This window comes from Celerinatantimonas marina, from assembly GCF_046054165.1.
Classification (GTDB): Bacteria; Pseudomonadota; Gammaproteobacteria; order Enterobacterales; family Celerinatantimonadaceae; genus Celerinatantimonas.
Map to the genome: position 1 here is coordinate 363,213 of NZ_JBFNXK010000001.1, position 17,081 is coordinate 380,293.

Genomic DNA, 17,081 nt, shown 5'->3' on the forward strand with positions numbered 1-17,081 from the left:
GGCGAACGCTCATTTATATTTGCGGGACGACCCGCGTGATTTGCGAGAAGCAAGAGCGAGTTGACTATGTTTTCCAAAGTGTTAATTGCCAACCGAGGGGCGATTGCCTGCCGGATTATCCGGACACTCAAAGCGATGGGAATCACGGCGGTAACAATTTACCATAATGCCGATGCCGATAGCCGTCATGTTCACGGTGCGGATGAATCCTATTCACTCGGCGATGGCAGCGCCGCACAGACTTATCTTAACCAAGACCTCATTATTGAAATTGCCAAACGCTCCGGAGCCGAGGCGATTCATCCCGGCTACGGATTTTTAAGTGAAAATCCCGATTTTGCCAAGCGCTGCGAACAGGAAAATCTGGTCTTTTTAGGCCCAACGGCCACCCAGATGGTCGACTTTGGCTTAAAACATAAAGCCCGTGCCCTCGCCCAGCAAGCCCATGTTCCGTTACTCCCCGGCACCGAATTATTAGAAACCGTAGAAGAGGCCATTCAACAAGCCGAACACATCGGTTACCCGGTCATGCTCAAAAGTACCGCCGGAGGGGGTGGTATCGGCATGCAACGCTGTAATGATGTAGCAAGCCTTCAAAATGCATTCGAAACCGTTAAACGTTTAAGTGAAAATAACTTCAGTAACAGTGGGGTTTTCTTAGAAAAATTCATTGAGCGTGCCCGCCATATTGAAGTTCAAATTTTTGGTGATGGCCAAGGTGAAGTGATCGCCATTGGTGAGCGTGATTGTTCCGCACAGCGGCGGAACCAAAAAGTCGTCGAAGAGTGCCCGGCCCCCCATTTAAGTGATGCCACTCGCGCCCAGTTGCATCAAACCGCCGTTCGGCTTGGTCAGACCTGCCATTATCGCAGTGCGGGAACCGTTGAATATGTATTCGATGCCGATACTCAGCAATTTTATTTTCTGGAAATGAACACCCGGTTGCAAGTTGAGCACGGCGTCACCGAACAAGTTTATGGGATCGACTTAGTTCGCTGGATGATCGAACTCGGTTCAGGCGATATCGCACCATTGTCACAATTAGCCGCTGATTTGGTCCCACATGGCCATGCCATACAAGCTCGCTTATACGCTGAAGATCCCAGTAAACAGTTCCGCCCTAGTGCCGGATTGGTTAGTCATGTTGCTTTCCCTGAAGTCTCCCTCCCTGAACAGCGTATCGATCATTGGCTCGAAACCGGGATCACTGTACCAGCACTGTTTGACCCAATGCTGGCGAAGCTTATTGCCTGGCAGGAGAATCGTGAACAAGCACTTCATAAATTGTCACAGATGCTGGGTGAAACTGAAGTTTACGGCATTGAAACCAACCGTGATTATCTACTGGCGCTCTTACAAAGCGACGTGATGCAACAAGGCCATATACTCACTCAAAGCTTAGGCCAATTCCACGCCCCGAGTGAAACCATTGATGTGATCCGTGGCGGCACACAAACCACGATCCAGGATTATCCGGGACGTATCGGTTATTGGCACATTGGGGTACCGCCATCAGGGCCTATGGACTCACGTTCTTTCCAACTTGGGAATCAACTACTGGGTAATCCATCTGATTGCAGTGGTTTGGAAATGACCTTAAACGGCCCGACACTCAGTTTTAACAGTGAACGAAAAATTGTCCTAACCGGTGCGGATATCGATGCTTCACTGGATGGCCAAACACTTGCGATGTGGCAAGTCATCACGGTGGCCGCAGGCAGTGTTTTAAAATTAGGTAAGATCAAAGATACCGGTAGCCGCAGTTACCTGCTCATTGAAGGTGGCTTTAATTGCCCACTGTATTTGGGAAGCCGTGCAACCTTTACGCTGGGCCAGTTTGGCGGACATGTGGGACGCACACTGCAGGCTGGGGATGTACTACATCTTTTTGACGTCCAAACAACCCCGCTGGACGCCCAAATCCCCGCAGCCGTTCGCCCTCAACTGACGCATGAATGGCAAATTCGAGTCATTTACGGGCCACATGGAGCACCGGACTTTTTCACCGAAGACGATATACAAACCCTCTTTACCAGTGCCTATGAAGTGCACTATAACTCCAGTCGAACCGGCGTTCGGCTGATTGGTCCTAAACCACAATGGGCTCGTGAAGATGGCGGTGAAGCCGGCTTACACCCATCCAACCTACACGATAACGCTTATGCTGTCGGAACCATCGATTTTACCGGTGATATGCCGGTGATTTTAGGTCCGGATGGCCCAAGCCTAGGCGGTTTTGTCTGTCCGGCGACAATTATTAAAGCTGATTTGTGGATGATGGGGCAACTCAAAGCCGGGGATAAAGTCCGTTTTATTGCGGTTTCAATGGCCGATGCGCAGCAGATTGAACGCGCACAGCTGAAAGAACTCTCCAGCTTTACCGCCCAACCGGTTGCGTATACGCCTGCACCTATCGAAACGCCGGTGTTGAAAACCATTGACGCCAGCCGTTATGGTGAACGCGTTGTCTATCGTCCAAGTGGCGATGATTACTTGTTGGTTGAATATGGTCCGCAAGTACTGGATATCCGGCTGCGTTTTCGTGCTCATGCACTGATGCTGTGGCTGGAAAATGCTCACATCGATGGGATCCATGAACTCACCCCGGGGATCCGCTCACTGCAGATCCACTATGATAATTTAACCCTGCCGGTTGAGGAGCTGCTCACCCTTCTGGAACAGGCTGAAAGCGAACTGACGAATATCGATGAAATGAAAGTTCCAGCCCGTATCGTACGGCTGCCGCTTTCATGGGACGATGAAGCGACCCGCTTAGCAATCCAGAAATATGATCAGATCGTGCGCAAAAATGCACCTTGGGCTCCCTCGAATATCGAGTTTATTCGCCGAATTAATGGTCTTGATTCCGTGGATGAAGTGAAACAGATCTTGTTTAACGCTCGCTATTTGGTGATGGGCTTAGGTGATGTTTATCTGGGCGCACCGGTTGCGACGCCTTTAGATCCGCGCCATCGCTTAGTGACGACCAAATACAATCCGGCTCGAACCTGGACTCCGGAAAATGCCGTGGGTATCGGTGGGGCTTATCTGTGTGTTTACGGCATGGAAGGCCCGGGCGGATATCAGTTTGTGGGTCGCACGCTGCAGATGTGGAATCGCTATCGCGTCACTCAAGAGTTTGAAAAACCGTGGCTACTGCGCTTTTTTGACCAGATCGAGTTTTATGAAGTCAGTGCCGAAGAACTCAAACGAATTCGCCGCGAATTTCCGAAAGGCAACTATCCACTCGATATTCAGCATACGGAATTCTCGCTCGCCGAATACAACCAGATCCTTGAGCAAAATCACGATGAGATCGTGGCTGCCAAAACGCGTCAACAGCAAGCCTTTGAAGCCGAGCGGCAACGCTGGATTGAAACCGGTCAGGCCAACTTCAACAGTGAAGCCGATTTAATGACCGTCGAAGAAGATGCGCCACTGGAACTGACCGACAACCAACAAGCCGTTGAAAGCCTGGTCTCCGGAAGTGTCTGGAAAGTATTGGTCAAACCCGGCGATACGGTGCAAGCCGACCAACCGCTGATCATTGTTGAATCGATGAAAATGGAAATTGAAATCACGGCTCCTGTCGCAGGCAAAATTGTGGACATTATGCATACCGAAGGTCATGCCATCCACGCCGGACAAACGTTATTAATTCTGGAGGAAAACGCATGATCTATCCGATGACGATTGACGCAATCCACCACGCATATGCATCTGGCTCAATCACACCTCAGCAATTGCTGAGCGACTGTCTGGCAGCGGCTAAAGCCGATACGCATCAGGTCTGGATTAGCACGGTCACTGAAGCACAACTGCAAAACTATATTGAGGCACTGGAAGGACATAGTCCACTAGATAAACCTTTATTTGGGATCCCCTTTGCGATTAAAGATAATATCGATTTAGTTGGGCTTAACACCACAGCCGCTTGCCCGGATTTTAGCTATACGCCCGAGCAAAACGCATTCGTGGTCGAAAAACTAATTGAAGCAGGTGCGATTCCACTGGGCAAAACCAATCTAGATCAATTCGCAACCGGCTTAGTTGGAACTCGAAGCCCTTATGGTGCTTGCCAAAATAGCTTTAATCCCGAGTACATTTCCGGAGGATCCAGTGCCGGTTCGGCGGTTTCTGTAGCAACGGGGCAAGTCGTGTTCTCTTTGGGAACCGACACAGCGGGCTCCGGTCGTGTTCCGGCCTCATTTAACAATATTCTGGGACTCAAAGGCAGTGTCGGTTGCATCAGTTGTAGCGGTGTCGTCCCGGCTTGCAAAAGCCTCGACTGCGTGACCATTTTTGCGAAAACAGCCGCTGATCTAGCGCTGATTTGGCCGGTAGCCGCTCAGTTTGACAGCAGCGATCCATTTGCCCGTGAACAACCTGAACAATTAGCCACTCATCTGCAAACCTTTACATTTGGTGTGCCGGATAGTGCATCACTTGAATTTTTTAGTGATGATGCCGCCCAAGACTTGTTCTATGATTCCATCGAGCAATTAAAAGCGATGGGAGGCCAAGCGGTCAACGTTGACCTCAAACCCTTCTTAGATGCTGCCAAATTGCTGTATGAAGGCCCGTGGGTTGCCGAACGTCTGGCCGCGACCGAAGCGTTCTTTACCGAGCATCAGCAAAGTTGCCTGCCGGTGATTCAAACCATTATTGGTAACTCTAAAGGCTATAGCGCCGTCGATGCTTACAAAGCACTTTACCAACTTAAGTCACTCAAGCGCATCGCCGATGCCAGCTTAGCGCAGGTTGATTTTATCGTCACACCAACGGCCAGCACCATCTATACGATTGAACAGCTTGAACAGGATCCCATTACCCTAAACAGCCATCTGGGAACTTACACCAATTTTATGAATCTGCTCGATTATGCAGCCATAGCCCTACCGAGTGGATTTCGTCAAAACGGCCCTAAACAGGGATTGCCATTTGGCATCACGTTATTTGGTCAAACGTTCTGTGAAGATGCTTTGCTGACGTTGGCTTCACGCTGGCAAAAGCAGCTGGGTTTACCTTTAGGAGCACTCCCCGCTCAGGCCACTAGTATCGATTTGGCAGTATGCGGAGCACACTTAAGTGGCATGCCTCTCAATCATCAGTTAACCGAAAAAGGGGCCGTGCTCATTGAACAAACCACGACCGCCTCACACTACCAATTGTACGCACTGGCCAGTGAACAGCCGCAACGGCCCGCTTTGGTTCGCTCAACCCAAGGGGAGTCGATTGAGATCGAAATTTGGCGTTTACCCGCTGAGCATCTGGCCGATTTTCTAGCTGGAATTAAAGCTCCTCTGGGCTTGGGTCAGGTCGAACTGAACGATGGCCGTCTGGTCAATGGTTTTATCTGCGAACCGGCAGCCCTCAAGGGAGCCACCGAAATTACCCATCTTAAAAGCTGGCGAGCCTATATGGCTTCGCTCTAAAGAAGGCCGATGAGCCTCATCGGCGGTTAGCATCAACTGAAACGCATTTCAGATTTCTGGATTGAAATGCGTTTTTTATTCAGCCCACTATTCCCATTAATTTCAGTATTCTAAAAATCACGATCTCTCAAGACATGATAAAATAAGTCTATCATTTATCTGAAAAATACACGCATCATGCCTACTTCATTGCCCGGTTTTACTCAAGGCGCTTCAATTTTTGAAGTCGAAACCCACCGCCCCGCGATTGATTCCATTAACCCGGTCACTTATTCACAAATTAAAACGCCACGTGCCATGCGGCAATTACAGATGTCCTTGCTGATCCCCAGAACAGAGACGCTCAAACCTGCTGTCGTTTATTTCCCAGGTGGAGGATTTACCAATGCCGTTCACGAAAAATTTATTCAAATGCGCATGGCTCTGGCCGAATCCGGTTTTGTGGTGGCTGCCGCTGAATATCGGGTGATTCCAGATTGCTTCCCGGCTCCCGTGATTGATGGTAAAACCGCGATCCGTTTTTTACGTGAGCACGCGACGGATTTTGGCATTGACCCGAATCGAATTGCCGTATTGGGCGACTCAGCCGGCGGCTATCTGTCACAGATGGTCGCCTTAGCCGATAGTCCCGAATTTGAGCAGGGACAATGGCTCCATCAGTCATCCAAAGTCCAAGCCTGTGTCACGATTTATGGTATATCCAATCTATTAAATATCGGTGAAGGATTCGGTCCTGAAGTCGATGACGTTCATCATTCTCCGGCCGCAACCGAAGCCTTACTATTACACGGCCCGGCATTTTATCAGTTTGCGGGTGCCAGCATTTTTGATGCTCCCGAACAAGCGCTGGCCGCTAGCCCAATGGGCTACTTAGAAGGGCCTAAACCACCGATGCTAATTCTACACGGCAGCGCCGATACACTGGTTAGCCCCGAACAGAGTCAACAACTTTATGAAGCACTAAAGGCTCGTCAACAACCAGTTGACTACGAGCTTTTGAAAAATGCAGGGCACGGTGATCTGGTTTGGTTTCAACCAGCAATATTTAACCGAGTTGGTCAGTGGTTAGAACATCATCTACAACTTTGATGACAAATGAACCTGAAGGGCCATCCGCGCTATGAATGCACCTTTAAGCATCGTTTGTGGAGAATGACTACACAGCTCAACATCTATCTTCCCTAAATCAAGAAGCCAGATGGCTGTAAAATAGTCACGAAAAGTCAGTAGATCCTAGCCAAAAGCTCCATAAAAAGGTAGATTGGATACCTAATTTTTAGATGGTCCAGCGTATTATGACAGACTATCGCCTAAAATTTCATCGCCTATCAATCCTGAAAATCTCGGCTGTGAAACAGAGTTAATTTCCTGTACTAAACGCTAAAAACATTCATGTGGGAACTATTCAATGTCAGTTAAAGATATGCTGTTGGCGCTTGCGGTTGTCGTCGCCTGGGGGATCAACTTTGTGGTGATCAAAGTTGGACTGGAAGGAATGCCGCCACTATTACTGGCCGGACTGCGCTTTTTATTTACTGCCATCCCGGCCGTATTCTTCATTAAACTGCCCAAAGTTCCGTTTAAATGGGTTGCTCTCTATGGCTTAACCATCAATTTTGGTCAGTTTTCGCTGTTGTTTATTGCTCTGAAACTGGGGCTGCCTGCCGGGATTGCATCGCTCCTATTACAGGCGCAAGCTTTCTTCACCTTATTGATCGGAACCTTTTTATTTAAAGAACAACTCAAGTTCTATCATCTACTGGCCATGTTGCTCGCCATTGGCGGGATTCTCTTATTAGCCTTGCCTCACTCCGGTGATGGAGGCCATGTCACATTACTGACACTGCTTTTAATTATGGGCGCGGCCTTATCTTGGGGGCTTGGGAATATCACCAATAAAGTCATTGTGCAGCGCTATTCGGTCAATATGATGTCACTGGTCGTCTGGGGCTCATTTGTCCCGATGTTCGGATTCATGCTGAGTTCTTTACTTTTCGAAGGTCCTCACGCCATGGCGAACAGTATTCTGAATATTCAATGGCATAACGTTCTGGCTCTGGTGTATTTATCTGGTATTGCATCCATCATGGGGTACGGTAGTTGGGGTTATTTGCTGGGACGTTATGAAACTTGGCGTATTGCCCCTCTATCGTTGTTGATCCCGGTCATCGGCCTTATCAGTGCGAATTTGTTGTTAGGGGAAAATTTAAATGCCATGCAAATCACGGGAGCATTAGTCATTGGATTGGCCCTGATCATCAATCTTTTTGGCAATCGCATCATCACGTTATTGCAACTACGACTGGCTAAACCTGAATAATAATAGTCTAACCATGCAGACGACTAAGTCTGCATGGCATTATCGATCTTTAAACAAAAGCCCTTCAAAAATATCCGGCTCCAAAGCCTGGCTAAACAAGAAACCTTGATAGATATGACATCCCCGATATTTTAAAAACTGCAACTGATAATCAGTTTCGACCCCTTCAGCAATCACATCTAGACCAAGATTCTCCGACATGGCAATAATTGTAGAAATAATCGTCCCTTGATGTTCACCATCCGCTTTAACTTCATCCACAAACGATTTATCAATTTTAAGGCAGTTAATCGGTAATTGATTTAAATACGCTAAAGAGGAGTACCCTGTTCCGAAATCATCAACCGAAAAACGGACCCCGATATCCCGCAACTGTTGAATTTTATGAATGGTCTCCTGAATATTGGTCACCAAAACCCCTTCAGTGATTTCCAGTTCCAGCAAATTGGGATCACAGCCTTCTTCATGGATGATTGCCAATGTTTCTTGGACAAAACGACTCCGGTGAAACTGCTTCGGACTCACGTTGACTGAGAGAGTGGTAAAGGTTTTAGGTAACCCGCGATCCTGCCATTGTTTCAGGGCCCGACAAGCCCCCCGCATAATCCAGGCGCCAAGAGAGACAATAAACCCGGATTCTTCCGCCAGTGGAATAAACTGCCCCGGAGAAATCCAACCTCGTTCGCTATCAAACCAACGCAGCAAGGTTTCAGCCCCCACCATCTGATAATCATCGTTATACCGAGGCTGATAATACAAAACCATATCATGGCTATGCATCGCTTGACGCATTAACAATTGCAATTCATGACGTTGATGCACTCGCGTGGCCATCTCCTCAATAAAGAAATGACTCCCCGAACGGCCGCTTTCTTTACCGTGATACAAAGCTATATCAGCCTGTCGGAAAATTTCATAGGCACTCCCCTGCCGACTTGGGAATAAAGCAATCCCAACAGTCATTGACAAGTTCACTTCATTCGATCGGATCTGAAAACCATTGACCATACTCGCTCGAACCTTATTAGCGAACAGTAACGCCTCTCGAATTGCAGTTTGTTTCTGTTCACCTAAGTCGGCGAGTAATATGGCAAATTCATCGCCACTCACCCGTGCGACGATCCCTTTATGATGAGTCACTTTGCGAAGCCGCTTTGCTATCAAACGCAATAAGGCATCGCCGATATGATGATCAAATAGATCGTTGACATTTTTGAAGTGATCCACGTCTAAATACAACAACGCGCCATAGTGATGATCCGAATGGCGCTGTTGTAACCGTTTTTCCAGCTCAATTAACAACCGACGCCGATTGACCAATCCGGTCACATCATCATAAGAGTAATGAAATTCCAATTGCTGACGAGTTTGCTGATACTCATTGATATTCGATAGCGTTCCCAACATCCGTAACGGGGTATTGCCTTCGTATTCAACAATCTGTCCTCGAGCCAGAACCCAGATATATTCACCCTTTTTATTTAAAAGACGATGGATATGTTTAAATTCCCTGATTTGCCCACTTAAATATTGATCCAAAGATTGCCGGAATGAGTCATGGTCGTCTTCATGGATCCGCGATTCCCATTCATAAAATTCAGCCTCAACTTTATCGGGTTCCAGCCCCAACAACTGGCACCATTGCGGACTGTAAATCATTTTATGAGCGCTAATGTGCCATTCCCAGACGCCATTACCTGACCCCGTTAATGCATATTGCCAATACTGTTCATCCTGCTTCGCTTTAGCCAGTGAGCTGGTCACCATTTGGCCTATACCGAAGATTGATTCATAGAGTCGCCCGAGCTCACCATGGGCCTTCACCATATGTCCTAGGGGATGTTGCTGCTGTTTTAAGGCATCAGCACTACACGTCATTGCCAAAACCGGATTGACCAACCAACGCCGCAATAGCCAGGCCAAAATAAAAACAACTAACACGGCAACACCAAACTGCATCAAAAAATGCTTTAGCAAATCAAGTTTATGCTGTTGCCAGCGGGCAGAAAAATTATAATTTAAATAAAGTACACCACTCTGGATGTGATGGTTTTCATCATCCCACTGAACCAGTTGATAACGTTGGCCCTGTAACTGATCCGAGTTGACTTGTCTTAATGCTCCCGAATTTAACGTCTGGGTATAACTAGCAACAGAAAAATCAGGTAACAAATCTGGCTGTAATTTTTTACCACGCAAAACCATCTGGCTATCTAGCAGAATTTTCTTTTTAGAATCAATGAGCAGCAGTCGTCTTACCGAGCCATCATCCAGTAAGTGAACCACATCGGTTTCTCCCTCAGTAGACAATAACTGCTTATGAGAGTGACGAATCACAAATGCGATCTGACGGCTAAATTGCTGCAGATTGTGTTGCTCTGTAGCTAACGCCTGTTGATAATTTTGTCCTAGGGTTTGCCAAAAAAAAACACTATTAACAACGCCCCATATCACTAACACAATTAAAGGGATCAAGATGCTTAATGATAACCGACGCATTACCTAAATACCCTTTGCAAACGATTCATCCAGTTATCTCCCTATACCTGATGATATTATTTTTATTATGATTTTTGTCATTAAATGAACTATGATGGTAAACAGGGGAAATTGACTGTAAACATATCTCACCTACACATTCACTACTGATGAACAGATATTCCCGAAATAAACGAATATACATTTCGACTCATTGCTGATTATGAGAGTTTCCCTGTTCGGGACAAAAAAGGAAAGAACAAATTGAAGGATTTGATTCGAATATCCAGTATCCGATATTTCTTGCCGTATACTTTTTCAATAAATTGCTTATAGATTATACAAAATAGAATTGTCATATATCATCGGCTATATTAACTATTCAATCATATTGCCAACAATACCCATTGTATACTCACTGTTTATCTAGCCGATTGATGCATGATAAGTTCATTATTATCACTTATCATGCCCTATTCTATATTAACTCACATCAACGCGCGCTACATTCAACGCGCGTCTGAGTAAAATAAAACCGAACACTAAAAGCCATGATTTAAATTAAAGTTGGCGTAATGCTTCAATTCGTTTCTGAATTGGAGGATGGCTCATCAATAATTCGCTCATATTCGAACGTCCTTTAATCCCAAAGGCCATCATCGAACCTTCTAACTCACTCTCATGACCCCGTTCCAGACGCTGTAGTGCAGCAATCATTTTACTACTGCCCACCAATTTAGCACTCCCGGCGTCAGCTCGATATTCACGCTGACGTGAGAACCACATCACGACCACAGAGGCCAACATTCCGAAGACCAGCTCCAACACGAAAGTCGTCATCATATAAGCCAGCCCACCTATGGCGGGACGCTCGTCATCACTATTATTACCCACATTAGAAATAATTCCAGCCACGACCCGCGACAAGAAGATCACGAAGGTATTCAATACCCCCTGAATCAGAGTCATGGTGACCATATCACCATTGGCAATATGACTGATTTCATGCGCTAAAACAGCTTCAGCTTCATCTTTTGACATGGCATCCAGCAAACCTGAACTCACGGCCACCAAGGCATTATTACGGCTTGCGCCGGTTGCGAATGCATTCATTTCCGGAGAATAATAGATAGCCACTTCCGGCATGCCGATCCCAGCGGCTTGAGCCTGACGACGAACGGTATCCACTAACCAGTATTCCCGTTCACTTCGAGGCTGACTAATCACTTCAGCACCCACGGAACGCTTCGCTATCCATTTCGACATCAAAAGGGAAATAAACGAACCACCAAAGCCGAATACAGCAGCCAGAACTAATAACCCCATATATCCCCGAGGATTAATTCCCGTCACCGCAAAGATAATATTCAGGACAATGCCCAACACCAGCACAACGGCCAAGTTGGTGAGAATATACAGCACTATACGTTTCATTTGTTAACGCCTACCGTTAAAAGTAACTAAAAGTTAATATTGGTGCTTGATGTTAAAATGCAAGACCAATGGCTGGATATTAGCTTTATCTTACGGTCAGTCAAGTGAGCTATCATCGAAAATATGGAGGCTATTCATCGGTTAAATCGGCAATCCCATCACCAAGCCGCTGCCACGGGACACGAAGGAGCCACGCGACTCTATAACAATTTTGTTACATCCAGTGATGTAGACATTTGGTATGGGTCCACAGGACCTTGCTGATGATCCATCACCCCCAACAAAGGCGCATCGATGTTGGCCTTTAAATACGCCACATTCTCATCCAGCACCTCAGTACGCGGCACAACATGATTGGCGACCCATCCGACAACCTGACAACCATAGTGCGTGATGGATTCAATACTGAGCAACGCATGGTTAATACATCCCAGACGAATACCAACCACCAGCACAACGGGCCAGCGATGCCCACTCACCCAATCCGAAAAACGCTGCGTATCATTTAATGGAACCTGCCACCCCCCAGCACCTTCGATCAAAACCATCTCAGCCCCTTCAGATATCTGACTCAGCTGTTGATCCAAAATATCAGTCCGGATCGGTTTTCCAATTTGCGCGGCTGCAATATGCGGCGCAATTGCCGGTTGAAACAAATTGGGATTAACCCAATTGTAAGGTAATTTTCGATAACTATGTGCTAATAATGCCCGGCCATCTTCGTTGCTCCATTCCCCTTCTTGATATTCTGCACCGGAGGCAACCGGCTTAAATCCATCGGCCCGACATTGTTGGGCCTTAAATGCTTCTAGCAGTGAACAAGTCACGACTGTTTTGCCCACCTCCGTATCCGTTCCGGTCACAAATAGAATAGGATAAGGTCTCTGACTCATTTTCTAAATACTCCATAAATAACTTGATAAGTGGCCGGTAATTGCAGGGAATCGGTCACAAAATTTTGCTCATAATAACGTTCGGCACTACGTAATTGTGACGGCGTCATTAATCCTGGTCGGCGATGATCTAAATGATTAGCCCCAAAACCTTTCAATTCCCGTAGTAAATCTCGCAATTGAGCATAATAAAGCACCATGGGTTCACAGCTTAAATCAGCCTGTTGCCAGGAATGCTGCTGCCAGGCCTGCTGCTCAATCGCCTCCAAAGAAAGAAACGTCCGAATATGAGCTTCACCATCGACCACCTGAAAACTCTGCTGCAATTCAGCTAAAGTGCCTTGTGCCAGTGAACTCCAAAGGAGCATTCCCCCCGGGGCTAACACCCGCCAACACTCAGCTAAAGCCTGCCCCAAATGATCACACCATTGCAGGGCCAGATTTGAGAAGATCAAATCGCAGCAACTATCTGCCAATGGAAGTGACTCGGCATCCCCTTGAATCAGCATTGCGGGGGTATTGCGCTGAGCACTCATTTTCAACATTGCCGGGCTTAAATCGACGCCAATCAATCGCTGACAGTCTTGCGCGAGCTGCGGTAAAAAATAACCACTGCCGCACCCCAAATCTAAACGCGTTGAGAGCATCGCCGAAGACCCGATCAATGACCACAATCGCTGCCCGGTCGAACGCTGCAAAGTTGAAAATTGATCATAAGAGGCCGCAGCCTGACCAAAACGGCTGGCAATCGCCTGCTTAGTGGCCATCATGGCATGACCTCATTCTGAGCAAAAACAACAGCAAGCTCATTCAGGCTTTCGGCCAATTGCACGATATCTTGCTGCTGATGTGCCGCTGTTAGTGTAATCCGCAACCGAGCCTGCCCTTGAGGAACCGTTGGAGGACGAATCGCACTGACCCAGAAGCCTTTTTCCCGTAGTGCCTGTGAAAGTGCCAACGCCGTTTCCGATGACCCCACCCACAAAGGTTGAATGGCCGTATCCGAAGCCATCATGGTCCACGGCGTCTGCTCCATCAACGATTTAAAGCATTGAATATTTTCCCGAAGCTGTTGCTGCTGCTGTTGCTGACGAATCAGCGACAATGCCGCTTGCACGGCACAAGCTTGTGCGGCGGGCATTGCCGTCGAGTAGATATATTCCCGGCCAAAATTCGTCAAAAACGCGATCAGATCGTCACTTCCCCCCACCATAGCCCCACCGACACCGAAAGCTTTGCCAAATGTTGCCATTCGGATCTGAGGCTGGACCTGATACACATCACAACTTCCCCGTCCCTGTTGGCCTAATACACCGATTCCGTGGGCGTCATCTACCATCAGCCAAGCCTGATGCTGCTCGCAAATCTGGGCCATTTGATGCAATGGTGCTTGATCACCATCCATGCTAAACACGCCTTCCGTCACCACCAGTTTGTTCGTTGCATCAGAGCGACTTAGATACTTGAGCAATGCTTCTGGCTGATTATGTAAAAAGCGCCGCATCGAGGCCTGACTGGTTAAACCGGCATCAATTAAGGAAGCGTGGTTTAGTTTATCCTGCAACAGTAAATCATCTGCCTCCAACAATGTTTTCAATACCAACTGATTGGCACTGAAACCACTGGTCAACAGCATCACTCGATCAACGCCTAACCAATCACTTAGCTGCTCAGCCAATTGATGATGGGCTTGCTGATATCCGGTTACTAACGGTGAACCACCGGAGCCCACGCCATAACGAGCCGCGCCCTGTTGATACGCCTGAATGACATCTGGATGCTGGGCCAGCCCCAGATAATCATTACTGGAAAAATTTAGGTAACTGCGGCCATTGGCAAAAAATAATCGCCCCGTCGGGGCATCATTCACCTGACACTGACGATATAATGAGCTGGCGCGCCGCTGCGTCAGCCGGTTAAATTGATTTGCAAACAAAGTCATGATTAAGATGCATCATAAAAAAAGTCAGACTCATTGGCTTTTTTAACGACCTGCCGGTACAACGCTTCTTCCTGTTCTTCGTTGCCGATCTCGGTCGATACAGCTTCAGGACGCATCCCTAGTTTCCGTAGTAGTTTCATATCACTGCTTTCTTCCGGATTCGGGGTCGTTAATAATTTACAGCCATAGAAAATCGAATTAGCTCCGGCCATAAAACAAAGTGCCTGAGTCTGCTCATTCATGGATTCCCGTCCAGCCGACAGTCGCACATGAGATTCCGGCATCATGATCCGCGCCACAGCAATACAGCGGATGAAATCGAAGTGATCGAGATCAGCCACATCTTCCAATGGGGTCCCTTTGACTTTAACCAACATATTAATCGGCACACTCTGTGGATGAGTCGGTAAGTTAGCCAGCTGCATCAATAACGCACTACGATCAGAGGCCTCTTCACCTAACCCCATGATACCCCCAGAACAAATTTTCATTCCGGCATTACGCACATATTCTAAGGTGGTCAACCGATCATCGTAGCTACGCGTAGTAATAATCTGTTGGTAATATTCACGGGAGGTATCCAAATTATGGTTGTAATAATCCAGCCCTGCACCAGCCAGTTCTTCAGCCTGATGCTGATCGAGCATGCCCAACGTCATACAGGTTTCCATCCCCAGAGCTTTCACCCCTTCAACCATTTTGACCAAATAGGGCATATCCCGCTGCTTTGGATTTTTCCAGGCCGCTCCCATACAAAAACGAGTTGAGCCATTCGCTTTGGCTTTTTTCGCTTCATTGATCACGTGCTCAACTTCCATCAATCGTTCCGCTTCAACACCAGTATCATAGCGGGCACTCTGTGGACAGTATTTACAGTCTTCGGGACAAGCCCCGGTTTTAATCGAAAGTAACGTCGAAATTTGCACCTGATTCGGATCAAAAAACTGACGATGAATACTCTGAGCCTGAAACAGCAGATCATTAAACGGCAAAGCAAATAACTGGGTCACTTCGGCAAGCGTCCAGTCATGGCGGATTAAATTTGGCATAGTGGATTGATTTCATGAATTTGGGAAATTTATGGAATAGTCTAGTTCGGGCGCGTAAACTGTCAACTTATGATTTTTATAAAATTTACAACAGACTAAAAAATGACCAATATTATCGAACGGGATCGCCAAACCGTCTGGCATCCATATACCGCGATGAGTCATCCCCTTCCCTGCTATCCAGTTGCGCGGGCCGAAGGGGTCTATTTACATCTAGAAGATGGCCGTACTCTCATCGATGGCATGTCATCTTGGTGGGCCGCTATTCACGGCTATAATGTTCCGGAACTCAATCTGGCTGCGCAAACTCAATTAAGCCAAATGTCTCATGTCATGTTTGGCGGTATCACACATCGCCCCGCTGTTGAGTTATGTGAACTATTAGTGCAGATCACGCCAGAAGGGTTAGATAAAGTGTTTTTGGCCGATTCAGGCTCAGTCGCCGTTGAAGTTGCCCTTAAAATGGCCATGCAATATTGGCAGGGTCAAGGACAAAAACGCACTAAATTTGCCACAATCGGTCGGGGCTATCACGGCGATACTTTTGCCGCCATGTCCGTGACCGATCCGGCCAACAGCATGCACTCAATGTATCAGGGATTTGTGCCAGAGCAGTTTTTCGCCAAGCCTCCCCAATGTCGTTTCAGCGAGCCGTGGGATGCAGCCGACTTAGATTCATTAAAACAGATACTCAGCCAGCACGGTGCTGATATTGCCGCCATTATATTAGAGCCAATTGTTCAGGGCGCTGGTGGAATGCGGATCTACCATCCCAATTATCTACAAGGGGTCCGCCAACTATGCGATGAGTACGGAATATTGTTAATCGCCGACGAAATTGCCACCGGTTTTGGCCGAACCGGAAAATTATTTGCTTGTGAGCATGCTCAGATCAGCCCCGATATTCTCTGTGTGGGTAAAGCCATGACTGGCGGCTATCTGACACAATCAGCCGTGCTGACCACAACCCACGTTGCCACAATGATCGATCACAGCCCAGCCGGCGTATTTATGCATGGTCCTACCTTTATGGGCAATCCGTTGGCTTGCAGTATTGCGCTAGCCAGCATCCGAAAATTGCTCGCAATGGATTGGCAAACCAAACTGCAATCGATTGAAGCCCAACTCAAAAGCGAACTATGGCCCGCACTGGAATTAACCGCTGTCGCGGATGTTCGAGCCATTGGGGCGATAGGTGTCATTGAATTACATCAGCCGGTTGATCTCGCTACTATTCAGAAACAATTTGTCGATTTAGGCGTCTGGATCCGGCCTTTCGGTAAGCTCGTCTATATTATGCCGCCTTACATTATCGAGCCGGAGCAACTCACACAGATCACAACGGCCATGAAAACAGTGATCGCTCACTTAAACTAATGCGCATTATCCTATAGATTCCAAAGGGTCGTTTCCTCTGGAGATCGATGGTCGGGAATCTATAGTTTAAGTTCATGAAATCATATAAAAAAAGCAGTCACTGCATGCAGAGGATACCTCCCAAAGCAGCGACTGCCTGAATAGCCTGATATT

General features: G+C 47.3%; 11 protein-coding genes. 5 read left to right on the forward strand and 6 right to left on the reverse strand.

Translation table 11 applies throughout. The annotated features are described in order from the left end of the window. Positions 1-66: 66 nt before the first annotated feature. The 4 genes from uca to ABUE20_RS01650 all read left to right on the forward strand — a co-directional run bounded on the left by uca (position 67) and on the right by ABUE20_RS01650 (position 7,755). Positions 67-3,678, forward strand: a complete 3,612-nt coding sequence (gene uca, locus ABUE20_RS01635; RefSeq protein WP_408618065.1) for an urea carboxylase — start codon at positions 67-69, stop codon at positions 3,676-3,678. Further along, positions 3,675-5,435 carry an allophanate hydrolase gene (atzF, locus tag ABUE20_RS01640; protein ID WP_408618066.1) on the forward strand — a complete coding sequence of 587 codons (1,761 nt, stop codon included), beginning with the start codon at positions 3,675-3,677 and terminating at the stop codon, positions 5,433-5,435. The genes uca and atzF overlap by 4 nt, the downstream gene beginning before the upstream one ends. A 177-nt stretch (positions 5,436-5,612) precedes the next feature. Beyond that, a complete protein-coding gene (locus ABUE20_RS01645; RefSeq protein WP_408618068.1) occupies positions 5,613-6,524 on the forward strand; it encodes an alpha/beta hydrolase fold domain-containing protein in 912 nt (303 codons plus the stop codon). A 319-nt stretch (positions 6,525-6,843) separates the two neighbouring features. Then, positions 6,844-7,755, forward strand: coding sequence for an EamA family transporter (locus tag ABUE20_RS01650; protein ID WP_408618070.1), 912 nt, complete (start codon positions 6,844-6,846; stop codon positions 7,753-7,755). Between the two features lie 39 nt (positions 7,756-7,794). Here ABUE20_RS01650 and ABUE20_RS01655 read toward each other — a convergent pair whose 3' ends face one another. From ABUE20_RS01655 to bioB, 6 genes are all read right to left on the reverse strand, one after another. After that, positions 7,795-10,254, reverse strand: a complete 2,460-nt coding sequence (locus ABUE20_RS01655; protein ID WP_408618072.1) for a bifunctional diguanylate cyclase/phosphodiesterase — start codon at positions 10,252-10,254, stop codon at positions 7,795-7,797. Positions 10,255-10,794: 540 nt separating this feature from the next. Further along, entirely contained in the window at positions 10,795-11,667 is an 873-nt protein-coding gene (htpX, locus tag ABUE20_RS01660) for a protease HtpX (protein ID WP_408618074.1), read from the reverse strand. A 200-nt stretch (positions 11,668-11,867) separates the two neighbouring features. Beyond that, entirely contained in the window at positions 11,868-12,560 is a 693-nt protein-coding gene (bioD, locus tag ABUE20_RS01665; protein WP_408618075.1) for a dethiobiotin synthase, read from the reverse strand. Beyond that, positions 12,557-13,330, reverse strand: a complete 774-nt coding sequence (gene bioC / locus ABUE20_RS01670; RefSeq protein ID WP_408618077.1) for a malonyl-ACP O-methyltransferase BioC — start codon at positions 13,328-13,330, stop codon at positions 12,557-12,559. The genes bioD and bioC overlap by 4 nt, the downstream gene beginning before the upstream one ends. Beyond that, the gene (gene bioF, locus ABUE20_RS01675) at positions 13,327-14,502 is read right to left on the reverse strand and encodes an 8-amino-7-oxononanoate synthase (protein ID WP_408618078.1); all 1,176 of its coding nucleotides are present in this window, start codon (positions 14,500-14,502) and stop codon (positions 13,327-13,329) included. The genes bioC and bioF overlap by 4 nt, the downstream gene beginning before the upstream one ends. A gap of 2 nt (positions 14,503-14,504) precedes the next feature. Beyond that, entirely contained in the window at positions 14,505-15,551 is a 1,047-nt protein-coding gene (bioB, locus tag ABUE20_RS01680; protein ID WP_408618079.1) for a biotin synthase BioB, read from the reverse strand. A 102-nt stretch (positions 15,552-15,653) separates the two neighbouring features. Here bioB and bioA point away from each other — a divergent pair, with 102 nt between their 5' ends. Continuing rightward, positions 15,654-16,928, forward strand: coding sequence for an adenosylmethionine--8-amino-7-oxononanoate transaminase (gene bioA / locus ABUE20_RS01685; RefSeq protein ID WP_408618080.1), 1,275 nt, complete (start codon positions 15,654-15,656; stop codon positions 16,926-16,928). The last annotated feature ends 153 nt before the right edge of the window (positions 16,929-17,081 follow it).